This window comes from Tenacibaculum soleae (assembly GCF_030549005.1).
GTDB classification, from domain to species: domain Bacteria; phylum Bacteroidota; class Bacteroidia; order Flavobacteriales; family Flavobacteriaceae; genus Polaribacter; species Polaribacter soleae.
The window spans coordinates 70,621-96,109 of record NZ_JAUOSW010000010.1; the positions used below are offsets into that span (position 1 = coordinate 70,621).

The 25,489-nt window shown below is 28.3% G+C and carries 25 protein-coding genes; 5 read left to right on the forward strand and 20 right to left on the reverse strand.

Going from position 1 to position 25,489, the window contains the following annotated elements; all coding sequences use genetic code 11:
* Positions 1-29 precede the first annotated feature (29 nt).
* Positions 30-482, forward strand: coding sequence for a thioredoxin-dependent thiol peroxidase (gene bcp / locus Q4586_RS12860; RefSeq protein ID WP_068703786.1), 453 nt, complete (start codon positions 30-32; stop codon positions 480-482).
* 15 nt (positions 483-497) lie between these two features.
* On the opposite strand, the gene Q4586_RS12865 is transcribed toward bcp, so the two are convergent.
* From Q4586_RS12865 to Q4586_RS12890, 6 genes are all read right to left on the reverse strand, one after another.
* Positions 498-1,112: a response regulator gene (locus Q4586_RS12865; RefSeq protein WP_068703788.1), complete on the reverse strand. Its 615-nt coding sequence runs from the start codon at positions 1,110-1,112 to the stop codon at positions 498-500.
* 27 nt (positions 1,113-1,139) lie between these two features.
* Positions 1,140-4,169: a two-component regulator propeller domain-containing protein gene (locus tag Q4586_RS12870; RefSeq protein WP_303529599.1), complete on the reverse strand. Its 3,030-nt coding sequence runs from the start codon at positions 4,167-4,169 to the stop codon at positions 1,140-1,142.
* Between the two features lie 122 nt (positions 4,170-4,291).
* Positions 4,292-5,227 carry a sterol desaturase family protein gene (locus Q4586_RS12875; protein ID WP_303529602.1) on the reverse strand — a complete coding sequence of 312 codons (936 nt, stop codon included), beginning with the start codon at positions 5,225-5,227 and terminating at the stop codon, positions 4,292-4,294.
* 13 nt (positions 5,228-5,240) lie between these two features.
* A complete protein-coding gene (locus Q4586_RS12880) occupies positions 5,241-5,882 on the reverse strand; it encodes an alpha/beta hydrolase (protein ID WP_303529607.1) in 642 nt (213 codons plus the stop codon).
* 1 nt (position 5,883) lies between these two features.
* A complete protein-coding gene (locus tag Q4586_RS12885) occupies positions 5,884-7,143 on the reverse strand; it encodes a dihydroorotase (RefSeq protein ID WP_303529612.1) in 1,260 nt (419 codons plus the stop codon).
* Positions 7,140-9,071: a BatA domain-containing protein gene (locus tag Q4586_RS12890; protein ID WP_303529615.1), complete on the reverse strand. Its 1,932-nt coding sequence runs from the start codon at positions 9,069-9,071 to the stop codon at positions 7,140-7,142. The genes Q4586_RS12885 and Q4586_RS12890 overlap by 4 nt, the downstream gene beginning before the upstream one ends.
* A 133-nt stretch (positions 9,072-9,204) precedes the next feature.
* Between Q4586_RS12890 and Q4586_RS12895 the strand changes: the two genes are divergently transcribed.
* Together Q4586_RS12895 and bshC are read left to right on the forward strand one after the other, a co-directional pair.
* Positions 9,205-9,870 carry a class I SAM-dependent methyltransferase gene (locus Q4586_RS12895; RefSeq protein ID WP_303529618.1) on the forward strand — a complete coding sequence of 222 codons (666 nt, stop codon included), beginning with the start codon at positions 9,205-9,207 and terminating at the stop codon, positions 9,868-9,870.
* On the forward strand, positions 9,871-11,457 hold the full coding sequence (gene bshC / locus Q4586_RS12900) for a bacillithiol biosynthesis cysteine-adding enzyme BshC (RefSeq protein ID WP_303529621.1): 1,587 nt from the start codon (positions 9,871-9,873) through the stop codon (positions 11,455-11,457).
* 2 nt (positions 11,458-11,459) lie between these two features.
* Here the strand turns inward: bshC and Q4586_RS12905 are convergent, their stop codons facing one another.
* Positions 11,460-11,750, reverse strand: coding sequence for a hypothetical protein (locus Q4586_RS12905; RefSeq protein WP_303529622.1), 291 nt, complete (start codon positions 11,748-11,750; stop codon positions 11,460-11,462).
* Positions 11,751-11,762: 12 nt separating this feature from the next.
* Between Q4586_RS12905 and rlmF the strand changes: the two genes are divergently transcribed.
* The gene (gene rlmF, locus Q4586_RS12910) at positions 11,763-12,620 is read left to right on the forward strand and encodes a 23S rRNA (adenine(1618)-N(6))-methyltransferase RlmF (RefSeq protein ID WP_303529625.1); all 858 of its coding nucleotides are present in this window, start codon (positions 11,763-11,765) and stop codon (positions 12,618-12,620) included.
* Positions 12,621-12,705: 85 nt separating this feature from the next.
* Here rlmF and Q4586_RS12915 read toward each other — a convergent pair whose 3' ends face one another.
* The 11 genes from Q4586_RS12915 to Q4586_RS12965 all read right to left on the reverse strand — a co-directional run bounded on the left by Q4586_RS12915 (position 12,706) and on the right by Q4586_RS12965 (position 21,875).
* The gene (locus Q4586_RS12915) at positions 12,706-13,269 is read right to left on the reverse strand and encodes a hypothetical protein (protein ID WP_303529628.1); all 564 of its coding nucleotides are present in this window, start codon (positions 13,267-13,269) and stop codon (positions 12,706-12,708) included.
* A gap of 72 nt (positions 13,270-13,341) precedes the next feature.
* Positions 13,342-14,418 (reverse strand): NADH:flavin oxidoreductase, encoded by a 1,077-nt coding sequence (locus Q4586_RS12920; protein WP_303529631.1) that lies wholly within the window; start codon positions 14,416-14,418, stop codon positions 13,342-13,344.
* Between the two features lie 98 nt (positions 14,419-14,516).
* On the reverse strand, positions 14,517-15,095 hold the full coding sequence (locus Q4586_RS12925; protein WP_303529633.1) for a Crp/Fnr family transcriptional regulator: 579 nt from the start codon (positions 15,093-15,095) through the stop codon (positions 14,517-14,519).
* Positions 15,096-15,326: 231 nt separating this feature from the next.
* Positions 15,327-15,899: a Crp/Fnr family transcriptional regulator gene (locus Q4586_RS12930; protein ID WP_303529634.1), complete on the reverse strand. Its 573-nt coding sequence runs from the start codon at positions 15,897-15,899 to the stop codon at positions 15,327-15,329.
* Between the two features lie 77 nt (positions 15,900-15,976).
* Positions 15,977-16,558 carry a Crp/Fnr family transcriptional regulator gene (locus Q4586_RS12935; protein ID WP_303529636.1) on the reverse strand — a complete coding sequence of 194 codons (582 nt, stop codon included), beginning with the start codon at positions 16,556-16,558 and terminating at the stop codon, positions 15,977-15,979.
* Between the two features lie 93 nt (positions 16,559-16,651).
* Positions 16,652-17,272: a WbqC family protein gene (locus Q4586_RS12940; RefSeq protein WP_303529639.1), complete on the reverse strand. Its 621-nt coding sequence runs from the start codon at positions 17,270-17,272 to the stop codon at positions 16,652-16,654.
* Positions 17,272-18,852, reverse strand: coding sequence for a signal peptidase I (lepB, locus tag Q4586_RS12945; RefSeq protein WP_303529641.1), 1,581 nt, complete (start codon positions 18,850-18,852; stop codon positions 17,272-17,274). Before lepB ends, Q4586_RS12940 begins: the two co-directional genes overlap by 1 nt.
* Positions 18,853-18,930: 78 nt before the next feature.
* Positions 18,931-19,632: a 4-hydroxy-tetrahydrodipicolinate reductase gene (dapB, locus tag Q4586_RS12950; RefSeq protein ID WP_303529642.1), complete on the reverse strand. Its 702-nt coding sequence runs from the start codon at positions 19,630-19,632 to the stop codon at positions 18,931-18,933.
* 2 nt (positions 19,633-19,634) lie between these two features.
* On the reverse strand, positions 19,635-20,171 hold the full coding sequence (locus Q4586_RS12955) for a DUF5683 domain-containing protein (RefSeq protein WP_303529643.1): 537 nt from the start codon (positions 20,169-20,171) through the stop codon (positions 19,635-19,637).
* 42 nt (positions 20,172-20,213) lie between these two features.
* Positions 20,214-21,101, reverse strand: a complete 888-nt coding sequence (locus Q4586_RS12960) for a ParB/RepB/Spo0J family partition protein (protein ID WP_068703824.1) — start codon at positions 21,099-21,101, stop codon at positions 20,214-20,216.
* Between the two features lie 9 nt (positions 21,102-21,110).
* On the reverse strand, positions 21,111-21,875 hold the full coding sequence (locus Q4586_RS12965; RefSeq protein ID WP_068703826.1) for a ParA family protein: 765 nt from the start codon (positions 21,873-21,875) through the stop codon (positions 21,111-21,113).
* Between the two features lie 314 nt (positions 21,876-22,189).
* Between Q4586_RS12965 and Q4586_RS12970 the strand changes: the two genes are divergently transcribed.
* Positions 22,190-23,185 carry a hypothetical protein gene (locus Q4586_RS12970; RefSeq protein ID WP_303529645.1) on the forward strand — a complete coding sequence of 332 codons (996 nt, stop codon included), beginning with the start codon at positions 22,190-22,192 and terminating at the stop codon, positions 23,183-23,185.
* Positions 23,186-23,289: 104 nt separating this feature from the next.
* On the opposite strand, the gene dnaN is transcribed toward Q4586_RS12970, so the two are convergent.
* Positions 23,290-24,408, reverse strand: a complete 1,119-nt coding sequence (dnaN, locus tag Q4586_RS12975; protein ID WP_271407229.1) for a DNA polymerase III subunit beta — start codon at positions 24,406-24,408, stop codon at positions 23,290-23,292.
* A gap of 84 nt (positions 24,409-24,492) precedes the next feature.
* Positions 24,493-25,437: a lipid A deacylase LpxR family protein gene (locus Q4586_RS12980; protein WP_303529649.1), complete on the reverse strand. Its 945-nt coding sequence runs from the start codon at positions 25,435-25,437 to the stop codon at positions 24,493-24,495.
* Between the last annotated feature and the right edge of the window lie 52 nt (positions 25,438-25,489).

The following is a 25,489-nucleotide window of genomic DNA, read 5'->3' on the forward strand; positions in this document are numbered from 1 at the left end:
GTACTTTTAAGCTTTAAAAACTGAAACAAATGACAACATTAAAAATAGGAGATAAGGCTCCAAACTTTGAATCTGTTGATGAGAAAGGAAATAGCGTAAAACTTTCAGATTATAAGGGTAAAAAATTGGTATTATTTTTTTATCCAAAAGCAAGTACCCCTGGCTGTACAAATGAAGCGTGTGATTTAAGAGATAACTATCAAACTTTTTTATCAAAAGGGTATGAAATTTTAGGGGCAAGTGCAGATTCTGCTAAGCGTCAACAAAATTGGATAAATAAACATGAGTTACCTTTCCCTTTATTAGCAGATGAAACTAAAGAAGTGATTAATGCTTACGGTATTTGGGGGCCTAAAAAATTTATGGGACGTGAATATGATGGTATTCATAGAACGACTTTTGTTATTGATGAAAACGGAATTATAGAAGATGTAATTACTAAAGTAAAAACAAAAGAACATTCAAATCAAATTTTAAAGTAGTTGTAAAAATTACGACTAACTTACTTCATATAAGTTGCTTGACATTGTAAAATGAACAAGTTCGCCTATGGTGTGCAGGTTTAGTTTTTCTTTAATGTTTTTTTTATGTTTTTCAACTGTTAAGCTAGAAATGTTTAAAAGACAACCTGTTTCTTTACTTGTTTTTCCAGAAGCTAAAACAATTAAAACCTCCCTTTCTCTTTTGGTTAGGGAGTTTGTTTTTTCGATGTTTTCAATATCTTCTTTTATATTTAATTTTGTTTTTTTATAATTTAGCAAAGCTAACTCAATAGTTACCTTTAATTGGGTTTCATTAAAAGGTTTTAATAAATAAGAAAAAGGAGTGGTGTTTTTTGCTCTTTCAATAATATTAGGTTGGCTATAAGCAGTTAAATATATTACAGGAGTACTATTTACAGGAACAGTATTTTTTATAAAGTCAATACCGTCTTTATGGTCATTTAAATTTATGTCGCAGATAATAATGTCAATAGTTTCTTTTTGAAATTTCTCAACCGCTTGATTATAGTTTCTAGCAATACTTACAATGTATTCAGCTCCTTTTTCGAGCAAAATTTTTAGATCTTTAGCTATAATAAATTCATCTTCTACAAGTAAAATTTTTTTCATAGACAGTTTTTTTAAAGGTATATAAAATTACAGAGGTATTAAAATTTTATTACTAACACCTTGACTGTTGTCAGTAATTAATTTAGCATTTAACTGTGCTGTCATTTCAGCAACAAGTTCTAAGCCTAAAGATGATTTTTTATTTTTTGTAAAAGAGCATCCCACACCATTATCGGCTATTTTAATTTCAATATGGTCATCATTTTTTTTACAAGAAATACTTAAAATATTGCTATCGTTTTTTTCTTTAAAAGCATATTTATGGGTGTTTGTTATTAGTTCATTAAGTATTAAACCAATTAAAGATAAGTTTTTATTTGAGTAATCTTTAATAATATCAACATCATATATTTGTTTAAATATAGGATTATTTTCGTTAGAAAGTGTATGAATTATTTTGTTAGATATTTCTACAATAAATTTACCTAATTCAACATTTTCAGAGTTTGTATTTAACAACATTTGAATATGGGCTATTGATAAAATTCTATTTTTAGCTACTGTTAAAATGTTTTTTGTTTCTGTATTTTTTATAGAGTTAGCTTGTATGTTTAATAAACTAGAGATAATTTGTAGGTTATTTCTTACCCTATGATTCATTTCTTTCATTAAAAAAGAAATATTTTCTTTTTGTTTTTTTGTTAATGCGTGCGTATTTTTTAAGGTTTTATTTTTTTCAATTAACTCATGAGTTCTTTCATAAACAATTTTTTCAAGTTTAATTTTATCATTTTTTAACCTATTTATTTTATAAAAGTAAAATAAGATAATCGAAAAAAATATACTTAAAATACTTAATATTTTAAACCATAATTGAGCGTACCAAGGTGGTGTTATTTTAATTTTTAATGCTATTGGTTCTTTGTTCCAAATACCAACATCATTTGTAGCTTTAACCTTAAAGGTATATTCACCAGGATTTAAGTTCGTGTAAGTTGTTGCTCTGTCTTTTGTTACTGGTCTCCAATCATTATCAAAACCTTTCATTTTATATTGATATAAAACTTTTTCAGGGTTAAGATAATTTAACGCCGTGTAGTTAAAGGTTAATACATTTTCAGAGCTTTTAAACTCTAATTTGTTTTTAAAAGACTCATTTTTATTAAGAGGCTTGTTAAATAAATCAACAGATTTGATGTAAACCCTTGGTTGGTTTGGATTTTCGTTTATTGTTGCTGGGTTAAAAATATTAATACCGTTGATGCCACCAAAATAAAAATTACCCTTTTGGTCTTGATATCCTGCTTTACCGTTAAACTCAATATTTTGTAAACCATCTTTATCGGTATAATTTTTAAAGGTGTTTTTAGTAACATCTAAAACAGAAATACCATAATTGGTACTTACCCAAATATTATCTTTTTTATCTATATTAATACTATAAATAAAATCATTTGGTAGGCCTTGCTGCTTGTAATAAAGAGTGGTTTTTTCATCATTATCTATCTTTGTTAAACCAGAAGCAGTACCTACCCAATAGTTACCTTTACTATCTTCTTTTATTGCAAAAATTCGATTATTTGATATTTTTCTAGTCACAGGAAGCTCAAAACTATAAAGTTTGGTTTTGTTTTTAGATACTTTATATAGCCCTTCATCTGACCCTAGCCATATGTTTTTTTTAGAATCAACTAGTGATATACGAGCTCTATTTAATTGCTTACCATTAATAAGAACAGGTTTAAATTTTTCAGCATTAATATCAAATTCAAAAATACCAGCGGTCCAGGTAGCTATCCATAAAGTATTTTTATTTATTGGAATGATTTCGATGACCTCGTTATCTGTAATTCCATAATTATTATTAGGTAAAAACTGTTTAAAAGTGTCTTTTTTGTAATTGTATTTTAACAACCCTGAACCAAAACCTCCTGCCCATATATTTTTATAATAATCTTCTTTAATAGTATATATTAAAGTACCTTTAGCTTCGTTGTATAATTTAAATTTATTTGATTTATTGTTGTATTTAATAATACCTTGTCCACTAGCAATCCATAATAAAGAATCTTTGTTTTTTAAAAAATTATAAGAACTTATCTTTTCAATATTAGGAAACTCTTTTAGCTTTATCTTGGTGGTTTTAAATTTTTTTTGATATTTACTGTAATGAAATAATCCCTCACCTTCACTTCCAAACCAAATATTACCTTCTTTGTCACTTATTATTTTAATGATATTTACGGGGTGTATTATTTTATTACTACTTTTAAAAATAATGCGAGTAAATTTTTTACTAGATAAATTATATTTATAAACTCCTTTTTTTGTGGCTACATATAATATTTCTTCTATCTTATAAAAAAATTGAACAAAAGATTTTATAATTGTTTTTTCTAAATTTTTATTGTTATCTAATATTTTTAAACCCAAAGGAGTTCCTATAATTATTTCGTCTTTATTTTTATAAACGGCCGTGGTATTACTAATATCACTATATAAAGATGTTAATCTTAATGATTTCAAGTTTAGGTTTAAAATTCCAGAATTACTGGTAGCTATTAAAATATTGCTATTATTTGTTTTAAAGAAATCTAACGCAATATTTTCTTTTTGAGATTTTGGAAGGCGTATATAATTTGATTTTTTGTTTTTCTGATTATATAAAATGATATGATTTTTTGTAGAAAAAATCATTTTCTCATTAGATATTTTAACTACTCGATACCCAAATTGATTCTCTTTATTTTTTGTCGAATTATAAATATCAAAAAAATGATTAGTTGAAAACTCATACCCTACAATGCCATTTGTGTTAGTGGCTATAAATAGAGTGTCATTTACAGCATTTAAATCTCTAATATGATCATCTTTTATACTTAAAGAATCTTTAGGGTTGTGAACAAAATTATCAAATTCATATGCATTAAATCGATGAAGCCCGTCTTCTGTTCCTGACCAAATATAGCCTTGTTTGTCTTGTGTTAATCCTTTAATATTTAACTGTAATAATCCATGTTCTTGACCAAAGACATTAACAAAAACGGTGTCTTTTTTTATTTGACAAAAAGCATTATTCAAAAATAAAAGAAGTGAAACTGTAAGAATTTTTTTCATAAAATAAATAAAGACAATATATATATAAAATAGTGAAGTTACAAATCGTTAGTTTGTAGTAGTTTGTTGTTTTTTTGTTTGAATTAAAAAAAAAACCGAGCTTAAAGCTCGGTTTTTTATTATTATTGTTTTGTAGCAAATTCTTTTTGAAGCTCTTTACTTGTTAGTGAACTTCCGTCATGGCTCCATCCAGGAGGCATAAAAACATATTTTAATCGGGTACCTAAAGGCAAGTGCTTTTTTCTGTCAAAAAAGTCTCTAAAAATCTCTTTCCATTCATGAAAAATCACATTAACAGGCCCTTTATCTTCTAAATCTTTAGTTAAACCGAATTTTAATTTTTCATATTCCATTTCAGTTTCTTCAGCCTGAAAAGTTCCAAACATTCTGTCCCAAATAATTAAGAACATTCCCATGTTTTTATCTAAATATTTAGTGTTTGAAGCATGATGAACTCTGTGGTGAGAAGGAGTAACAAAAATATATTCCCATACATTTAATAAAAAACCAGCAATTCCTTTTTTGTTGTTTTTTTTGATAAAATTAGTATGACATAAAGTTCCGTAATTTTGATTCATTGCATAAGCAAACATAATATGTAGTGGCTCAATCCCAATTAAAATAAGTGGTATTAAGAACACAAAACGGTAAAAAGGTTGTAGTACTGGCGATCTAAAACCTGTTGTAATATTATAAAATTGTGAGTTGTGATGCGTTACATGGACTGCCCAGAAAAAACGAGAATGATGATCAACATAATGGTGTATGTAATATAAAAAATCTTGTCCAATAAAAGCAATAAACCAATATAGTACGCCAGTGTTTTCCCAAGTAATTATTTTATACTCATAAAAAAAGTCCATGACAATAAAAGAAATTCCGTACATTAAAGCATCTAAAAAAACATTACAAATAGCAAAATAGACATTAGTTGAAACATCTTTAAAATTGTAATTTTTAGCTTTTCTTTTATAGCTGAAATAAATTTCAAGTAAAATTGCTAAAGCACAAATAGGCACAAACCATTTGTAAGCATTTTCGTGTGTAAAAATATCCATATATTTTGTTGTTTTATTTTAAGCGTTTTTCAATCCAATTTTTAAAACTGTAAAAGTTTTGCGGAGCAACTCCATGCCCCACAGGATATTCAGAGTATTCATTTTTAAGTCCAGTTTCTTTTAATAAAATAGGCGCTTTTCTAGCCCATTCTATAGGTAATACCTGATCAACCGTACCATGCGAAATATAATAATCAGTAGTAATAGTATTAGGTATTTCTTTAGGTAGCAACTCTTCATTAATATAACCGCTTAAAGCAACAACGTGTTGTACCTTGTTAGGATAATTAAAACTCAAGGCATAACTTAAAATTGCTCCTTGACTAAAACCTAATAAAAATGTTTTATCAGGGTTGGTGTTGTATTTTGCTTTAATTTCATCAATAAATACAGCAATTTTATCTACAGATTCTTTTGCTTGTATTAAATCAGAAAACTTACCATTAACGGCATCAAAATTAATAGCATACCAAGCATAAGCTCCAAAGCTCATACTATGAGGTGCCTGAGCGCTTACAATAAGCAAATCGTCTGGTAGTTCTTCAGCAAATGAAAATAAATCTTGCTCGTTACTTCCGTATCCGTGTAGTAAAATTAATAAAGGCGGATTTGTAGTTGTTTCTTTAGGTTCTCTTACGATGTAATGTAAACTCATTTTATGAATTTAAAACTAATTGATTGTTATTATAAATACCGTATACTCTTCCTTTTAGTTCTTTATTTAAAAAGAGGCTGTTTTTTGAAGTAGATAAGATGTTTTCTTTTGAAAAAGTATAAAACTCATCAGGATTGAAAATCGATAAAATTGCTTTTTCGTTTTCTTTAATGGTTGTTTTTTTAACATCAAAACGTTCTTTTGGATTGTTAGATAAACACTTAATTATAGTTTCGATATCTAAAATTGAATTTAAAACTCCAAAAGCACTTTCTAATCCAATAGTACCATCTTTAGCGGTTGAAAATTCTACTTTTTTATGCTCAATATCAATTGGATTATGATCAGAAGTAATTATATCAATTGTTCCGTCTTTTAATCCTTCTATTAAAGCATTTGTATCATTTTGAGTTCTTAATGGCGGATTTACCTTTTTGTTACCATCAAAACCATGTAATTCATCATCTGTTAAAAATAAATTATGAATAGCAACACTACAACTAACATCTAATCCTTTCTTTTTTGCTTCTTTAATTAAAGCAACCGATTTTTTTGTTGAAATTGTCGGAATGTGAAGTTTACCACCAGTATATTCTAATAAAAACAAATCACGAGAAATCTGAAGCTCTTCAGCCAAAGCAGGCATCCCTTTTAAACCTAAAAGCGTACTGTTTTTACCTTCGTTAGCAACACCTTCACCAGCAATTAAATTGTTTTTAGGAAAGCTTAATACTAATCCATTAAAATTTTGAGCATACAATAAAGCTATTTTTAATAAATTGTCGTTTGTAACGGGTCTTTTATAATCACCAAAAGCAATTGCGCCACTTTGTTGCATATCGTACAATTCGGCCATTTCTATACCTTTATTTTGCTGTGTTAAATTTGCAATAGGGTATAGGTTTGTGGCAAAATTATTTGCTTTATTAATTAAAAACTCAACTGCCGATTTATTATCAATAACAGGATTTGTGTTTGGATTTACAGCAACATCGGTAAAACCACTTTTTGCAGCAACAGTTAAACCATTTTTAATAGTTTCGCGCTCTTCATACCCAGGTTCACCAAATGAAACGCTAGTATCAAACCAACCTGTAGAAACATGAAGGTTGTCAAGTTTAACAACCTGATCGTTGTTTTTTACAGTAATAGAATCATCTATTTTGGTAATTATTCCATCTGTAATTAAAATATCTTTAGTTTGTTTGTGGTATGGGCTAGAGGCATCAATAATGGTAGCCGATTTTAGCAACGTTGTCATGGTTTAAAGAATTTTAAAATCAAAATTTCTATAAGCAAAGATACAATGGCTAAGGCTAAAAACCATTTCCAAAGCCATTGAATTTTATTTTCATCATTACTTTTTTTTAAGGTAGTTTCTATTGAATTAGAAAATAAACTCGACTTTGTGTCTGAAATATTTAAAAAGTAAAGTGAACTTTCTTCTTTAGGATAATTAAAAGCGATGTTTTTTAAAACGGTTTCTTGTTGTTTTATCTGATAAAAACCAGCGGTTAGTGGTTGTTCTTTTAAAGAGATTTTTATACTGTTTTGAAGTGTTTGTTGTAATGGTATAAACGAGTTTTTAGTATTTGAAACGACTACAACTTCATTTTTATCTAATTGTTTATTAATAGTAATGTTTGTTTCTTTATCAACTAAATAATACAATTCAGAGCGCTGTGAACTTTGTTTACCTATATTATAAAAAATAGGTACAATTAAAGGGGAATTTGTAAAATTACTATTTTGTTTATTCAAAGGAGAAGCAACCCAGTAAATAGAAGAATTTATAGTGTTTATTTGCTTAATAAAAGCTTTTTTGTTATCAAAAGACATAATAGTACTTGCATTTTTTAATGAAGTTACATAGGATGTTTTTACAAAAGGGTATTGAAAATTAGTTGTTTTTTTTTCGAAAACATTTTTTAAAAGTGGATGCTTATAATTTATAGTTGTAATTTTTAAACTATCATTTTTTTGTGATAATAATTGACCAATTTTAAGTTGATTAAACAAATTATTATAAGAAGAAATTGCAATGTTTTTTGCCGGTATAATAAGAATGGTTCCGCCTTTTTTTGAAAATTCAGTTAAATAATCGCTAAGGTTTTTTGGTAAGTTGTCAATCTCATTTAAAACGATTAAATTTTGTTTACTTATTAAATTATAATCTAAATTTTGAAGTGTAGTGTTGGTTAACGTAAACTCTTTTTCAGTATAAATTTTACTAATAAAATCGGCAGGTTTACCAATGTTTAAAACAGTAGTTTTTAAATTAGGGTTTATTGAAAAGTAAAAAGAATTATCAAAGTTATAAGTATCGCTATAACTTAATGTTATTTTCCCTAAAAACACGGATGATTTTAGAATCGAAAAAGCAACTTTTTGTGTGCTGTTTTCTTTAATTGAAAACAATTGTTTATTGATAAGTTTATCTTTATTGTAAATAGCAATCGGAACATTGGTTTTTGCTTTTCCTTGGTTTTTAACAAAAATAACAACATTAAAATTAGTGTTATCAGTATCATTTACAAAAACACTATCAATAGCCAAATTATCCTTTAATTGTGGACTTAGTTTTACAAACGAAGTGTTTTTAGTAAAACCTTCAAGTTCTTCTTTTTTTATATTTTGAAAATCAGAAATAATGATGTTTTTAAAAAGGGAATTGTTGTTATAGGCGCTCGAAATTTTTAACGAAACACTTTTTAAGCTTTTCTTTTTAGCAGTATTTTTTATTTGAAGTAAAATATCTTTTAACTCAACAGCAGCTTTTTTCTTGTAAAAATTATTGTTTGTTAACAATGAATAAGTAGCTTTTTTTGAAATATTTTCTATAATTTCTTGAGCGCTTACTTGTAATAAATTTCCTTTATCACCTTGCGCATTTGTGCTTAAAGAATTATCTAAGTATATAAAAAAATGTTGTTGCTCATTAATTTTACGATTTCCAAAATAAGGTTGTGCAAAAGCAATAATTAAAGCGGTAAATAATAGCATACGTGTAGCTAAGATTAACCATTTTTTTATGCGCGAACTTTTACGGGTTTGGAGTGCTATTTTTTTTAAAAAAGCAACATTGGTAAACGGAGTTTTTACAAATCGTTGTAGTTGAAATAAATGAACTATTATTGGAATAATTAAGAGTCCTAAGAAGTATAAAATTTCAGGATTTTTAAATTGCATAATTCATTTTAAGTTGATGATTTGTTAATTGTAAAAATAGCTAAAATGATGGTTAAAAAAAGAATGTAGTTAAAAATCTGTTAGAAAGTTGTTTTGTTTTCGACAACGTATCAAATTTCACTATTTTTGAACTATGACTACAAACGAAAGTGATTGTAAAAATCCAACTGAAATTAATTATCTAAATCATTGGAATACTGCATACACAAAAAATACAACCGAAAAGTTAGGTTGGTTTGAAAAAAAGGCAGCACAAACAATGTCTTTAATTTCTAAATCAGGATTAAAAAAGACTGCATCGATTTTAAATATTGGTGTTGGTTCATCGGTTATAGTTGATGAATTATTGGCAGATGATTATACAAACATAATAGCAAACGATTTATCTGAAAAAGCATTAACTACTTTAAAAAATCGTTTAGGCGAACAAGCATCAAAAGTTACTTTTATTGCAGATGATTTAATGCATCCAAAAAAATTAAACAAGCTAAGTAATATTGATTTATGGAACGATAGAGCAGTGTTACATTTCTTTTTAAAGGAAGAAGAAAAGATTGCTTATTTTAATTTATTAAAGCAAGTTGTGGCTAAAAATGGACTCGTAATTATAGCAGTTTTTGCTTTAGATGGCGCAGAAAAATGTTGTGGTTTAGAATTACAAAAGTACAATGCCATAATGCTGCAAGAACGTTTAGGAGATGAATTTAAATTAATTGAAGCGTTTAATTACACGTTTGTAAATCCGTATGGCGGAAAAAGACCTTATATTTACACACTGTTTCAAAGAATAAATAAGTAGATGAAAGTAACACATATTCCCTTTAAAAAAACCGGTTTTTTCTCTAAAACAATGATTGATTATTTAGAGCAATCAGAAAAAATAAAACCCTTTTACAATAACTTTCCTGCTTTAGATAATTTCAAAAATCAAATAGAAAGCAAAACGTTTTCAAAAACAACGAGAACAGCTTTAGTTACCGTTTTAAAAGAGCAGTATTCAGCAGTAAAAACAACAGTAGCTACACAGCAAAATATTGATAATTTATTGTTAGATAATACTTTTACGGTAACCACAGGGCATCAATTAAATTTGTTTACAGGGCCGTTGTATTTTTTGTATAAAATAATGTCAACCATTAATTTATGTGAGGAGTTAAGAGTTAATTATCCACAGCAAAATTTTGTGCCAATTTATTGGATGGCAACTGAAGATCATGATTTTGATGAGATAAATTATTTTAATTTTAAAGGGAAAAAAGTACAGTGGAATTCTACTCAAACAGGTGGAGTAGGGCGATTTTCAACAGAGGGTTTACAAGACGTTTTAACTGTTTTTTCAAGCCATTTAGGAACTTCAAAAAATGCACAATATCTTATCAACCTTTTTGAAGAGGCGTATATAAAGCACACTAATTTAGCAGATGCTACAAGATACATAGCAAATAAATTGTTTGGCGAATACGGATTGGTAATTATTGATGCCGATAATCGTAGTTTAAAACAAGAATTTATTCCGTTTATAGAACGCGAGCTAGAAGAACAAATATCACATAAAAAAGTAACCGAAACGATTAATAACTTAGGAAAAGAATATAAAATTCAAGTAAACCCTAGAGAAATTAATTTATTTTATTTAACAGATAAAATTCGCGAACGTATTGTTTTTGAAGAAGGAGTTTATAAAGTAAACAACACCAATATTTCTTTGAGTTTTGATGAATTACAAAAAGAAGTTCATGATTTTCCTGAACGTTTTTCGCCTAATGTAATTATGCGCCCGTTATATCAAGAAGTTATTTTACCAAACTTATGTTACATTGGTGGAGGAGGAGAATTAGCCTACTGGATGCAATTAAAAAGTTATTTTGATGGGGTAAAAGTCCCATTTCCTATTTTGTTATTGCGTAATTCGGTGCAAATAATTTCAGAAAAGCAAGCAAAAAAATTAAAGAAATTAAATATTTCATTAGAAGAGTCTTTTCAAAACCAAAACAGTTTATTAAAAAATAAGGTGTTAGAAACTTCTGATGAAAAAGTTGATTTTACAAGTCAAAAAGAATTTTTACAGCAGCAATTTGTTGGTTTAAAAGAATTAGCTAAAAAAACAGATGTTTCATTTTTAGGGGCTGTAAAAGCTCAAGAAAAAAAGCAGTTAAAAGGATTAGATAATCTTGAAAAACGTTGGTTGCGAGCAGAAAAGCGAAAGCAAAATGAGTTGGTTGAAAGAATTGTAATATTACAAAATGAATTATTACCAAATCAAAGTTTAGAAGAACGTCAACGTAATTTTTCTGAATATTATTTAGAGTATGGAGCTACTTTAGTTAAAGTTTTAAAAGAAAGTATACAACCATTACAACTAGAGTTTACGGTAATAGAAATGTAAGATTAAAACCCCTGTTTTTTATATTTTTGATAACTATTTTCATTGAATTTATAAGAAATGAAATAAGCAAAAAGAAAATAGATTGCCATATTTATAAAGAAAAATAACGGAAATTTATAAAAGAATTTTTCAGAAAAACCAACTTCAAAAAAGATAAATATAAAAGAAAAAGGAAGTGAAAATGTTAACGCTTGTTTAAAAGCATATAAAGGTCTGTTACTCCTTTTTATTTCCCATTTTTTTACAAATTGAGCGGTTTTATTTTTATAGTATTCGTTTGAATTTGAGTTCATAAACATAAATTAATGAGTAGCAAAGAAAGTAAATTACATAAAAATAACAAACACAAAAACGGATATAATTTTAAGTTTTTAAAAGAGCAATATCCTAAAATAAGTGAATTTGTTATCGAAAAGTTTGATAAAGAAACAATCGATTTTTCTAATCCAATAGCTGTAAAGGAATTTAATAAGGCGTTATTAGTAGCACACTATAATATAAAAGATTGGAATTTTTCTGATGAAAATTTATGTCCGCCAATACCGGGTAGAGTTGATTATATACACCACTTAGCAGATTTAGTAGCTGCTGAAAAAAATGTAAAAGTATTAGATATTGGTACCGGAGCAAGTTGTATTTATCCGCTTTTAGGAAGCGTAGTATATAATTGGGATTTTGTTGCGACTGATATTGCGTTAGATTCATTAGACTATGCGCAAGATATTATTGATGATAATAATTTAAGTACTAAAATTATCTTACGACAACAGTTTGATGAAAGGCATATTTTAAAAGATGTTTTAGAGGATTATGACGCTTTTACAGTAACAATGTGTAATCCGCCATTTTATAAATCGGCAGAGGAAGCAAGAGGAGCAAACCGACGAAAATCTAGAAATTTAGGAAATAATACTGTTAGAAACTTTGCAGGAAATTCAAATGAATTATGGTATGTTGGTGGCGAAAAGGCGTTTTTACATACCTATTTGTATGAAAGTTCATTATATCCTAAGGTAAGTAAATGGTTTACAAGTTTGGTGTCAAATAAAGACAATGTAAAATCGTTAGAAAAATCATCAAAAAAATTAGGAGCCAAAGAATTTAAAGTAATACCGATGCATCAAGGAAACAAAGTAACACGAATTGTTTGTTGGCGATTTTAAGTATTTAAAAAATTAGATAATTTAATATTAATGAGTAGAAATAATATTAATTACACTACAATCAATAGTGTTTGTTATTACTTTTTTAGTGTTTATGATCATGATCTTCATTATTCATATGTTTAACTTCATCTCTTAATTGTTCTAATGTTTTTACACCTAATTTAATCCTTTCTTTGTCTGAGATTTTAGTGGTATCAATTTTAGCAATAATCCAGGGTTTGTTGTAAGCTTCTTTATAAAATTGAGTTCCATAAATTTGAGGTTTTCCTAGGCTTAATAAATATCTGTCTGTTGTTTCAGCTAAAAGTAATTTATTAATTGTGCTATCTAATTGAATGGCTTTCTTAATTAAGGTAATTGTTTTTAATTGGTTAATTGAGTCATTTCCATATTTAAAAATCTTTGAAGCATTCAAATAATCTTTTCCAGTTTTAATTTTACTTGAGTTTAAAATAACATCTACTTTTTTTCTCCTAATGCTGTCTCGTTTAAGAATTTCATTCCAAGTTATATTGTAGTTTTTTCTGTCATTTATACTGTTTTTGTAAATTTCGATTAATTGATAATTGTTAACTGTGTTATTTTTATTTTCTGTTTTACATCCAAAAAATATAATGAATAAAATGATAATAATATTTTTTCTCATGAGTTTTGTTCAGTTTTTTGGTTTCAAATTCGGCTTTAAATCCTGAACTATAAGTGCAGGATGATTTATTTGTTATTCTTTAATAAAGTTTGGCCATCTTTTTAAATAGGTAATAAAAGTATCACTTAAACCTTCTTTTTTTAAATGTTCTTCAGAAACAGGAATGTTAATAGGTTCAAATTCAGGGTTGTCGATAACCAGTCTTGGAAAATTATGATGTAAAATTCCAGAAGTTCCTATCGAAACAAAATCGACACCCGCATCTAGTATTTTTTGAACATCAATAGCGTTAATAATTTTACCGGCAACAGTCCATTTAACATTTTTAAAGTCTAAACTTTTAAAATGTTCTAACAACGTCATATCTTGGTGTTTTTCTTCATTTGGCATTTTAAAGCAATCCCATAATGAGATATCTAAAAAATCAATATTTCCTTGATTAATTAGCTGTTGAGAAACCCATTTAACTTCATCAATATTCATTCCGAATCTTTCAGGAGATAAGCGAACACCTAAAAGAAACTCTCTTCCGCATCTTTCTCTAATTCCATTAACAATTTCAAATATTAAACGCGCTCTATTTTCAAGTGAGCCACCATATTCATCGGTTCTAAAATTTATTTCAGCGCTTAAAAACTGTGTTAAAATATAACCGTGAGCTCCGTGTACTTCAGCACCATCATAACCACATTTTTTGGCACGGACAGCAGCAGTTATAAAGTCATCTCTTAATTGATGCACTTCTTGTAGTGTAAGTGCTCTAGCGTTTGTCTTTTCGTTGTTTGAAGGACAAACAGGTTTTTTGTCAATCAATTCATGTGGAGTTCGCATTCCTGCATGATGCAATTGAATTACCGCTAAACTTCCTTCTGAGTTTATAGCTTTTGCTAATTTTTTATGACCGTTATTTAAAGCATCACTAAAAACCCCTAATTGACCGTTAAAACCTTTTCCAATTTCTTGAACGTGAGAAGCACATGTCATAACCATACCAAATTCTCCTTTTGCGCGCATGGTTAGCCATTTAAATTCATCGTCAGAGAGTTGGCCGCTTTCATGACTTTGTCTGTTTGTTAAAGGGGCTAACATAAAACGATTGTTCATAGTTAAGCCGTTAGAAAAAGTTATTTTTGAGTTCGGTTTATTCATACTTAAATTTAGTTATATATAGATATCAAATTTAAGTAGAATTTTGATATTACTATAAATACAATTTAAGGATATCGTAAAATAAATAAATAAATGGTTTATTTATTAAGTAAGCTTTTTTTAATTCTACTTAACTGTACTGGTGAAACATTTAGGTAAGAGGCTATGTAGCGTTGTGCAATTAAATTATCAACATTTGGAACTTTTTTTCTTAACATTAAGTACCTTTCAGTTGCATTATATGTAGAAATGTCTAAAATAATTTTTTCAGCTTTTAAGTATGATTGTTCTAATGCTTTTACATAAAAAAGACTTAATTCGTGGTTTTTTAAGGCAAGTTCTTTAAATTTATAAAAATTACCTTTATAACCTGTAACTTTGGTTAAGGCTTGGTAATTAAAATCAGCAGGTGTTTTTTTTACCATAGAAGATAAGTTACTGGTTAAATTACCAGGGGTAAATAAATGTCTGGTAATCTCTTTACCATCTTCGGTTTCTAGGTAGGATCTTATTAATCCAGTTTTTATTAGAAAAAAATATTTAGGCTGCTCGTTAATTTTAATAAAAAAATCAAGAGGTGCTAGTTCTTCATAGGTTAATAGTTCTTTAAAAATAGAAAAAGTGTTTTCTGATAAATTTATAAATTGAGAAACAAAATTCTCTATATCATTATTCATAAAATAAAGGTAATTAACAAGTTGTATCTTTATAAAAAGTGCAATGTAAATTTAGTGAAAATGAGTATAAAAAAAAACAAAAACACGAAAAATCAAACTTACTTTATTTGTAAATTTGATTTTACACTAAAAATTTATGTGGGGGCTTAAACCTTTAGTAATGTAACTTGTTAAGTACACTTCAAATATATAAGGTTTTTTAAATGTGAACATTAACATATGTTAATATATTTAATGTAGATGGCTTTTTCTAATTCTACTTAACTGAACTGGTGTTATGTTTAGGTATGATGCTATATGATATTGATTGATTAAATTATCTATACCAGGAAATTTTTCTTTTAATAGTTCGTATCGTTGAGTAGCAGTTAACATTGATAATTCTAATATTTTTGCTTCTTCTCGTATATATACTGATTGCAATACTTTATAATGAAAAATACAAATATCATGATGTTTAATAGATAAATTATAAAAATCCTTATAGCTGCATTCTATAACCTCACAATCAGTTAGGCATTCATAAATTAAATTAGAAGGTTCTTTTTTTATCAATGCACCTAAATTACCTGAAGTTACGATAGGTGTAAATATGGTTTTAGTATGTTCTTTCCCTTTTTCATCAATAATATATGCTCTTATAATTCCTTTCTTGAGAATATAAAAATTAATAGGAATTTGTCTTATTTTAACTATTTGATGGTTTTTATAAAGAGTTTTATTTTTTACAATAGCTTTAAATTCATCAAAAGAGTCATCTGAAAGTTTGTGAAAATTGATAATAAATTTTTTTAAGAAATCCATAGTAATAGTTTTTTTGAGGAAAAAAATATATTATTATAAAATAATAAAAAGTACTGTAAAAATGAGGTATTAGTTTTTTATTGTTTTATATGAAAGTATTTTTTTCGTATCCTACTTAACTGCACAGGAGTAATATTTAAAAAAGAAGCAATATGGTATTGATTTATTAAATTATCAATTTTGGGTAGTTTTATTTTTAATTGTTGATACCTTTGTGTTGCATTTAACATTAGTAGTTCTAAAATTTTTGCTTCTTCTCTTGTGTAAATAGCTTCCATAACTTTAAAGTGAAAAATTGCTAGATCGTGATATTTTCTAGATAAAGAATAAAAAGAATCATAATTACACTCTAATATTTCACAATCGGTAAGGCATTCGTAAATTAAATCAGAGCGTTCTTTTTTTATTAAAGCTCTTAGGTTACCAGAGGTACCAACAGGTGTATATATTGTTCTAGTATGCTCTTTACCATTGTTGTCTATAAAATAAGCTCTAATAATTCCTTTTCTTAAAACGTAAAAGTTAACGGGTATATCTCCAATATTAACAATAATTTCGTTTTTTTTTGTGCTTACCCTTTTTGTAAGGTTACTAAATTCAGTTAATGAGTTTTCTGAAACACGATGAATATTATAAACAAATTTTTTAAAAAAACTCATAGCAAATTTTTTGGAGTGTTACACTCAAATTTACATTTTTTTATTTAAAAAAAAAAACATTTTTTTTACTTTAATGTTCTATAAGCGTATTGTTTACCTGTTTTTTAATTGGGTTTTTTCCAAGAAAGTAATAGCGTTTGGTCCTTCCATAAAAAGTAAATCTAAAATAGATAAGTTTGATAAAAAACCGTGCTTATCATCAAACATTTGAATATAATGTTCTGTTTGAATTTCAATTCCTTTTTTAGCGACAGCTAAATTTCTATAATCAACAATAGTAGGTAACACTTCGTAATTTGTTGTTTTAGCGTATGTATTATCTATTTGTAAGGCATCTGTTATAAATAAATGTGTATCAATATTTACATCTTGTAAATAGATGTAATCTTTTGTGAATATTTGTTGAATATCATCTTCAAAAAATTCAAAGAAAGGTGACGATCGATAAGCAGATTGTAATGATTTAAAATGTTGTTGTTGCCAATTAACAGTATTGTCAACTAAAGTGTCTTTTGTTTTTTTTCGTCCTTCTTTAGTTAAATGTTTTACAGGTATATTTAGGCTTAACTTTCCATTAGCTCCATAAATATAACACCTGTTTCGGTAAGTTTGTTTTTGATAATTATCATCAATTTCAAAAACAACCGAATCAGATTTGTTAATTGCTGCGTATTGTGCAATAGGAGCAAAGTAAGTAGGTATAAAAAGTGACATTAAGCTTTCTTTTTACCTTTTTTAAAACTATATACAGTATAACCAGCGATTAAAAGCATTACCAACCATAAATACGAAGTAGGTTTACCGCTACCACCAACAGTTGTAAACATTCTATCCCAACGAATAGATTGTAATTTTGCAACAAAACTAGGTGCGTTTGGATCCCAGCTTAACCAAATCATTACAGGTTTACCCACAACATGATCAAACGGTACATATCCCCAATTTCTGGCATCTAATGAGTTTTGACGATTATCACCCATCATCCAGTAATAATCTTGTTTAAAAGTATAGTTTTTAGCCTTTTTTCCGTTGATGTAAATATCGTTTCCAAAAATTGTTAAATCATTGTTTTCATATCTTCGGATGATTTGCTCGTAAAAAGGAATCGTATTTTCATTTAAGGCAATAGTTACCCCTTTTTTAGGTATGTAAATCGGACCAAAATTATCTGATGACCAAGCGTATTTTGGATCGTGAGGAAAAACACTAGCATCATAATTACCTTTAGGAGTTAAGTGCTTTTCAATGCTTTTTACAATAGGGTTTTTAGCAATTAAAGCAGCTTCTTCATCGGTAAGGTTTAAGTAATAACGCCCGTCATTTAATAATTTTCCTTCACGAATATTATATCGATTAATTGCTCCTTGCGAAAATTTTTGATTATCAGTATCAACAAGATGCATCCATTGTGGTTTAGCTCTGTCTGGTAATATCGTTTTTTTTCCGTTTATATATACATAACCTTCACGAACTTCTAAAGTGTCCCCAGGAATACCAGTGGCTCTTTTTACGTAATTCGTTCTTTTATCCATTGGTTTGTAGGTTGCTTTTCCCGAATTGTCATGATACATTGTAGCTAAAGTATCAGCAGGCCAACTAAATACAACAATATCGTTGCGTTTAATTTTTTGAAAACCAGGAATACGCATGTACGGTAAAGACAGTTTGTTTAAAATTCCGTCTTTATTTTTATCATCAGAAATAAATGATTTTGTTCCCAAAACAGGAATTGTATCATGTGCCATTGGTGCAGCTATTGCTGTACTTGGTACACGTGCACCGTAATGAAACTTACTAACAAATAAATAATCACCTACTAATAATGTTTTTTCTAAAGATGAAGTAGGAATTGTGTAGGGCTGCATAAAATAAGTGTGTACTAGAGTTGCAGCAATAATTGCAAAAGCAATAGAACTTACCCATTCTCCTAATGCAGACCGTGGTTGTAAACTTCTATTTTCTATATAAGGAGTGTTGGTAATATAATTGATATAAAAAATATAAAATCCTAAAGTAAAAATAGCTAAAAGCGTGTCTTTTTTTTGATTAAAACCAAAACTACGGCAAGTCTCAATCCAAATAATAGGAAACATTAATAGGTTTACTATAGGTATAAATAACAAAATAACCCACCATTTTGGACGGTTGATTATTTGCATTAAAATAACGGCGTTATAAATAGGTATGGCAGCTTGCCATACTTTTTTTCCTGCTTTAACATATAATTTCCAAGTTCCTAAAAAATGGATGACTTGAATTATTAAGAAACATAAAAACCATTCAGTAAATGTCATAATGTATATATTTGTTTTCCTAATTGATAGGAATAAATTCTATATTATTAGTGTATTTTTTATCTATTAGTTACGTAATTAACCTAAATTTAACACATCTCTCATTGTGTAAACCCCCGTTTTATTAACTAACCATTCGGCTGCAACCACAGCTCCTAAAGCAAACCCATGCCTATTATGAGCAGTGTGCTTAATATCAATAGTATCAATTGTAGATTGGTAACTTACTGTATGTGTACCAGGAACATCAGGCGTTCTAATAGCTGTAATTGGAATGTTTTTTTCTGATGTGTTTTTATCTAATTCCCAATTTTCTTTTTCTGAGTTATCAATAATACCTTCTGCTAAAGTAATTGCAGTTCCGCTAGGAGCATCTAATTTTTGGGTATGATGAATTTCTTCAATAGCAATATTATAATCACTTAAAGTATGCATCATTTTAGCTAATTGTTTATTTAATTCAAAAAAAACATTAACTCCTAAACTAAAGTTTGAAGCATAAATAAAAGCACCTTTTTTTTGGTTACACAAATCAACGATAGTATTATAGCTAGCTAACCATCCTGTGGTTCCTGAAATAACAGGTGTGTTATTATTGATACAATTGCTAATATTTGTAAAGGCAGATGTAGGAATGCTAAAATCAATGGCGATATCAGCTTTTGTAATATCGTACTCTTCTTTTCCTGAGGTTTTTATGACTATTTCATGACCTCTTTGTAAAGCAATTTTTTCAATTTCTTTACCCATTCTTCCATAACCAAGTAAGGCAATTTTCATTTTTAAAAAGTATATTTTAAGTTTAACCCAACTTTTGGAGCTTCAATAAATAAAGGGTCGGGAGTTATTGTAGGGTTTATAGAAAGACTATCGTCAGTGTCAAATTGTAAAAGGTGTGCATTTACACTAGCTTCTACAATTTGAAGTACATATAGTAAAAGTCCTGTTAATAAGGACAAATCTCGGTTTTTCCGAAATACTTTTTGTGCATTTTCAAGACCGGTTGTTGAAATTAGAGCTGTGCCATTTTCACTAGTAAACTCATCTTTTAAACCTTGTTTTCGTAATTTAAAAGCGGTTCGGTAACGATTATACTCATTGTTGTTATCAAAATAAAAGTATGCGCTAGCTCCTATGGCTCCCCATACGATTGGGGCTTTCCAGTATTTTTTATTATAAATTTGACCTCCACCAGGAAAAATAGCAGAATAAAAAGCTGCTTTTGACGGTGATAAAGGGTTGTATTTGCTACTGCCTATTTGTAATTGTTTTGCTCTAATTGCGGTAGAATCTTTTTGAGAAAATAAATTTTTACTCAAAAAAAGACTTAAAAAAACGAATATGAAACCTTTAAAATTCAATTATTTTAATAAGTTTTTAATGCGATTAAAATCTTCTTCAGAAGTAAAAGGAATAGAAATTTTTCCTTTTCCACGATTGTTAACACTTACATCTACTTTGTTTCCAAAATAATCACTTATGTCTTTTACACTGTCAGAAACAAAGCTAGGTAACGCTTTTTTCTTTGTTGTTTTAGTTACAGCTCCTGATTTTAAGCTTTTAACTAATTCTTCTGTTTGACGAACAGATAATTTATCTTTAACTATTTTTTCGTAAACCGTTAATTGATTTTCGGTATTAAAAATACTAATTAAAGCACGTCCATGTCCCATAGAAATAAAACCATCACGCATACCAGTTTGTATGATTGGGTCTAATTTTAATAAACGCAAATAATTGGTTACTGTTGATCGTTTTTTACCCACACGAACACTTAATTCTTCTTGAGTTAATTGAATTTCGTCAATTAAACGTTGGTAAGAAAGTGCTACCTCAATAGGATCAAGGTTTTTACGTTGAATGTTTTCAACCAATGCCATTTCTAGCATTTCTTGATCATTTGCCAAACGTATATAGGCGGGTACTGTTTTATTACCTATTAGTTTTGAAGCTCTAAAACGACGCTCACCAGAAACTAATTGAAATGTATTATTTGGTAATTTTCTTACAGTAATAGGTTGTATAACTCCTAACTGCTCGATAGAATTTGCTAATTCACGTAAAGCTTCTTCATCAAAATAGGTTCTAGGTTGATAAGGGTTCATTTCTATTGAATTTAATTCAATTTCAATGATGTTACCTACTAATTTATCAGCATTTTTATCTTCTGCTGAATTTACTTCTGCAGTTTCTGTTAATAAGGCTGATAAACCTCTTCCTAAAGCTCGTTTTTTAGTTGCTTTTGCCATGTACAGTAATTATGCGTTTTTTGTTAAAATTTCGTTTGCCAAATTTAAGTAATTTACGGCACCTTTACTGGTTGCATCGTATGAAATTATACTTTCACCATAACTAGGTGCTTCACTTAAACGAATATTTCGATGAACTATGGTGTCAAATACCATTGAGCTAAAGTGTTTTTTCACTTCTTCTACAACTTGATTTGAAAGACGTAAACGAGAATCAAACATGGTTAATAATAAACCTTCAATGTCTAAGTCTGGATTATGAATTTTTTGAACACTTTTAATCGTATTTAAAAGTTTTCCTAATCCTTCTAAGGCAAAATATTCACACTGAATAGGTATAATCACAGAATCTGAAGCTACTAAAGAGTTTAATGTAATTAAACCTAAAGACGGGGCACAATCAATTAAAATATAATCGTAATCGTCTTTTATATCTTTTAATGCTTTTTTAAGCATATATTCTCTTTCCTGTTTATCTACCAATTCTATTTCAATAGCAACAAGATCAATATGTGCCGGAATTAAATCTACATTAGGAGAATCGGTTTTTAAAATAGTGTCTTTAGCGCTTACAGTATGTTCTAAAACTTGATAAGTTCCAGATTCTATTGATTCAACATCTAAACCTAAACCAGAAGTAGCATTTGCTTGTGGGTCAGCATCAATTAATAAGACTTTTTTTTCTAATACGCCTAATGATGCAGCTAAGTTTACAGAGCTAGTAGTTTTACCTACGCCACCTTTTTGATTTGCAATTGCTATTATTTTACCCATAGTGATTTATAAAAGTTTGAAAGAGGTAAATTTACAATTATTTATGATTATTAAAAGCGAAAGATGTTAACAAAACTCATAATTTAATTAATGAAGTTTCCTATTTAGTAAGGAATGTTAATTTTTAGGTTGTTAAACCCTCATAATAAGCGTTTTTCAAACCATGTTATAATCATACTTGTGCTTTAATTTTGCTTTAATTCTTTGTGATACTAGTTAAAAGAATTTCTATACTTAAATAAATATAGAGTTAATTAAATGATATCGCGTAAACCGAAAAGCGTAAGAGTAGGTAAAAGTTAAAACAAGTTATTATGAAAAAGTATTTTTTAGTATTGATGCTGGGTATTATTACTATGGCATGTCAAAGTGAACAAGAACAGGGGATTATTGAAAATGAGGCGCAAAGAAGCATTGCATCTAAAAACATTGCATCTAAAATGCTGCAATTTGAAACGGTTAAAGAGCTTAAGAGTTTTATTAATGATCGGCTAGAGTCAGATTCTGACCTATTAGAAGAAGCAAAAGAAATGAGTAGTTCTGGTAGATATAATCCTTTGTTATTGATTTATAATTTAGAATCAAGTGAGGCAAAAAGCCTAGGGATAAATATAAAAGAGGTAGCTAAAGTTGGTTCTGATGATAATATGTTATTGTTTTTATTAAATCAAAATGGAGAAATAGCCATCGAAGGAAAAATTTTTAGAATTGATGGTGATTTTGTGTATACGTATACGAAAGGTTTTAGTAATACAATAAATGAGTTTTTAGAAAAGTATAATTCAGGGGTAATTAAACTTGAAAAAGGAAAAAGAATTGATTACTCTAAAGAGTTAAATGTTTATGCACATACTAATACTTTTATTGATGTTAATGTAAAAGAAAAAGCAATGGCAAGAGGAGTCACAGCACATAAGTATTTTGATAGTAATCATAGAATGAGAGCTAGACAATTTAATGGTTTTTGGGGTTTTTATAGTGCTATTGGGGCAAATACATTGGTTCAAGAAAAAAAGAAGTTTTTATGGTGGTCTTGGTGGAAAACAGTAAAAACAGATAATAGGTTAGAGTATAATATGGCTTTTAGATCAAAAGTAACGCCTGGTTATCCTGGTTACCCATCATCAATTAATGTAGCTAAATCTGGACACAAATATTGTAATTGTAGTCAAGCACAAGCCGTTTATAGTTGGGCTGTTGGTTTTCCATGGGCTCCAGAAATTTATACACCTTTAGAGGGAGAATCTAAGCATTGGGCACACTGGTATAGCTCTAATCCTAATACGGTGTCAATAACATTACAATATTAAATTTAAGAAATATTCAGATAATTATTTAATGTTATTCTAAAATAGTAAAGTAAAAAGCCACATTTTTTTAAGTATGTGGCTTTTATTGTTTTGTTTTAAATATTTTATCCGTTTAACATTACTGGCATAACTAACATAGTAACTTGTTCTCCTTCGTCAGTTCCATCAATTGGAGTTAAAATTCCAGCCCTGTTTGGTAATGACATTTCTATTAATACATCATTGGCACTTAAGTTGTTTAACATTTCGCTTAAAAAACGTGAGTTAAAGCCTATTTGCATATCATCACCTTGATAATCACAATGTAATCGCTCGTCGGCTTTGTTTGAGTAGTCTAAATCTTCAGCAGAAATATTTAATTCTGTTCCTGCCATTTTTAAACGTATTTGATGTGTTGTTTTACTAGAAAAAATAGAAACACGGCGTACAGAGTTTAAAAAAGATGCTCTGTCTACGGTTAATTTATTTGGATTTTCTTTAGGAATTACTGCTTCGTAATTCGGGTATTTTCCGTCAATTAAACGACATACTAAAACAACATTGTCAAACGTAAATTTGGCGTTTGTGTCGTTGTATTCAATAGTAACGTTGTTTTCTGAGCCTCCTAAAATTCCTTTTAATAAATTTAAAGGCTTTTTAGGCATTATAAATTCGGCAGATTTATCGGCAGTAACATCAGTACGTGTATATTTTACTAATTTATGTGCATCAGTAGCTACAAAAGTTAATTCTTTTGAGTTGAATTGAAAAAATACACCACTCATTACTGGTCTTAAATCATCATTACCAGCAGCAAAAATTGTTTTTGAAATAGCGGTAGCTAAAATGTGCGACGGAATTTCAGTACTACTTGGTGATGGTAATTCAACAGCTTTCGGAAACTCTTCTCCACTAAAATATGCCATATCATATTTACCTTGCTCAGAAATAATTTCGATAGTACTATCACTTTCTACTTTAAAAGTAAGTGGTTGTTCAGGAAAAGTTTTTAAAGTATCTAATAATAAACGAGCATTAATAGCTATTGATCCTGTGTCAGTACTTTCTACCTCTATAACAGAAGTCATAGTTGTTTCAAGATCAGAAGATGATATTTGAAGTTCATTGTTAGCTAGTTCGAACAAAAAGTTGTCTAAAATAGGTAATGTGTTATTGCTGTTTATAACCCCTCCTAAAACTTGTAGTTGTTTTAATAACTGAGAGCTAGATACGATAAATTTCATTTAGTATAGTTTCTATTTATTAGAGTTACAAATATATCTTAATTTGATGATTTTAAAAATTATTTTTTTAATAAGAAAAAATAGTTAGTTAAATTGGTAGTTTACTAGTATTGTGCCATAAAAATTTTTTTTAGGTACACGTAGGCTTTTAAGTTTTTTAGTGTGGTAGTTTACTATATATCCAAAGTTAAATCGATTTGCGGTAAAGCGTATTCCTATTTCGGTTGTAAATTTAAATGGTTCGATATTGTAGGTAATAGGGCTGTTGGTATTTAAAAAACTGCCTTCAATAGTTGCGTCATAAACAACATAATGTACCATTGGTTTTATATATATAAATGCTTCGCTTTTGTTATTGTAGTTTGTGTTGTTGTTGTTTAGATTACCGTTAAATGCGATGGAATTAATTATTTTTTGCAAAGGTTTTAAGCCTACTCGTCCGTATAATCCTGATGAAAAATCAGTATAAACTGTTCCAGTTTTTAGGTTATTAACCCAGTTGATGTCGAAATAATTATCGCCACCTAAATTTTTTATATAATCAATATTTAAATTTACGCCAAAAGCATTGGCTATTTGATATTTCCATCCGATTGCTTTTTTGTAGCCATAAATATCATGAATAAAGTCTTGCAATTCTTTACTCATTGCAGAAGTGCCTATTATACCAATTTCTAAAGATGTTTTTAATATACTGTTGTTTTTGTAAAAATTATGTACTCCGTAACGGCCAAATAAATAGCCAGCAAAAGGGCGATCATGATCCATATGTTGGTTAACAGTTGCTTTAAAAGGTGTGTACATGTGATGACCAAGTTGTAATTCAATTATTTTTTTTTCAATTTTTTTTGATGTCTTATTACTTAAATACCTGTAAGATAAAAACATTCCATTGGTGTAGTATCGGTCTTGACTGGTTGAAATATATAAGTCATTATCATTAAGGAAACTAAATTCTTTAGCGTATTTGTGTTGTGAAAAAATATTTATAGTAATAAAGATAAATAAAAAAAATATTTTTTGTTTCATAGCTGCTAATATCGTCTTATTTTAGCAAAGCTATAGTTAAATAAATAAAAAT

Bases quoted from the DNA above. Each gene is read 5' to 3' on its own strand.
- rlmF (WP_303529625.1), top strand. From the start codon at position 11,763: ATGAGTAGCAAAGAAAGTAAATTACATAAAAATAACAAACACAAAAAC.
- Q4586_RS12885 (WP_303529612.1), bottom strand. From the start codon at position 7,143: ATGACAACGTTGCTAAAATCGGCTACCATTATTGATGCCTCTAGCCCA.
- dapB (WP_303529642.1), bottom strand. From the start codon at position 19,632: ATGAAAATTGCCTTACTTGGTTATGGAAGAATGGGTAAAGAAATTGAA.
- dnaN (WP_271407229.1), bottom strand. From the start codon at position 24,408: ATGAAATTTATCGTATCTAGCTCTCAGTTATTAAAACAACTACAAGTT.
- Q4586_RS12915 (WP_303529628.1), bottom strand. From the start codon at position 13,269: ATGAGAAAAAATATTATTATCATTTTATTCATTATATTTTTTGGATGT.
- lepB (WP_303529641.1), bottom strand. From the start codon at position 18,852: ATGACATTTACTGAATGGTTTTTATGTTTCTTAATAATTCAAGTCATC.
- bcp (WP_068703786.1), top strand. From the start codon at position 30: ATGACAACATTAAAAATAGGAGATAAGGCTCCAAACTTTGAATCTGTT.
- Q4586_RS12925 (WP_303529633.1), bottom strand. From the start codon at position 15,095: ATGAATAATGATATAGAGAATTTTGTTTCTCAATTTATAAATTTATCA.
- Q4586_RS12935 (WP_303529636.1), bottom strand. From the start codon at position 16,558: ATGAGTTTTTTTAAAAAATTTGTTTATAATATTCATCGTGTTTCAGAA.
- Q4586_RS12970 (WP_303529645.1), top strand. From the start codon at position 22,190: ATGAAAAAGTATTTTTTAGTATTGATGCTGGGTATTATTACTATGGCA.
- Q4586_RS12865 (WP_068703788.1), bottom strand. From the start codon at position 1,112: ATGAAAAAAATTTTACTTGTAGAAGATGAATTTATTATAGCTAAAGAT.
- Q4586_RS12875 (WP_303529602.1), bottom strand. From the start codon at position 5,227: ATGGATATTTTTACACACGAAAATGCTTACAAATGGTTTGTGCCTATT.
- Q4586_RS12870 (WP_303529599.1), bottom strand. From the start codon at position 4,169: ATGAAAAAAATTCTTACAGTTTCACTTCTTTTATTTTTGAATAATGCT.
- Q4586_RS12880 (WP_303529607.1), bottom strand. From the start codon at position 5,882: ATGAGTTTACATTACATCGTAAGAGAACCTAAAGAAACAACTACAAAT.
- Q4586_RS12920 (WP_303529631.1), bottom strand. From the start codon at position 14,418: ATGAATAAACCGAACTCAAAAATAACTTTTTCTAACGGCTTAACTATG.
- Q4586_RS12930 (WP_303529634.1), bottom strand. From the start codon at position 15,899: ATGGATTTCTTAAAAAAATTTATTATCAATTTTCACAAACTTTCAGAT.
- Q4586_RS12960 (WP_068703824.1), bottom strand. From the start codon at position 21,101: ATGGCAAAAGCAACTAAAAAACGAGCTTTAGGAAGAGGTTTATCAGCC.
- Q4586_RS12965 (WP_068703826.1), bottom strand. From the start codon at position 21,875: ATGGGTAAAATAATAGCAATTGCAAATCAAAAAGGTGGCGTAGGTAAA.
- Q4586_RS12940 (WP_303529639.1), bottom strand. From the start codon at position 17,272: ATGTCACTTTTTATACCTACTTACTTTGCTCCTATTGCACAATACGCA.
- Q4586_RS12905 (WP_303529622.1), bottom strand. From the start codon at position 11,750: ATGAACTCAAATTCAAACGAATACTATAAAAATAAAACCGCTCAATTT.
- Q4586_RS12890 (WP_303529615.1), bottom strand. From the start codon at position 9,071: ATGCAATTTAAAAATCCTGAAATTTTATACTTCTTAGGACTCTTAATT.
- bshC (WP_303529621.1), top strand. From the start codon at position 9,871: ATGAAAGTAACACATATTCCCTTTAAAAAAACCGGTTTTTTCTCTAAA.
- Q4586_RS12980 (WP_303529649.1), bottom strand. From the start codon at position 25,437: ATGAAACAAAAAATATTTTTTTTATTTATCTTTATTACTATAAATATT.
- Q4586_RS12895 (WP_303529618.1), top strand. From the start codon at position 9,205: ATGACTACAAACGAAAGTGATTGTAAAAATCCAACTGAAATTAATTAT.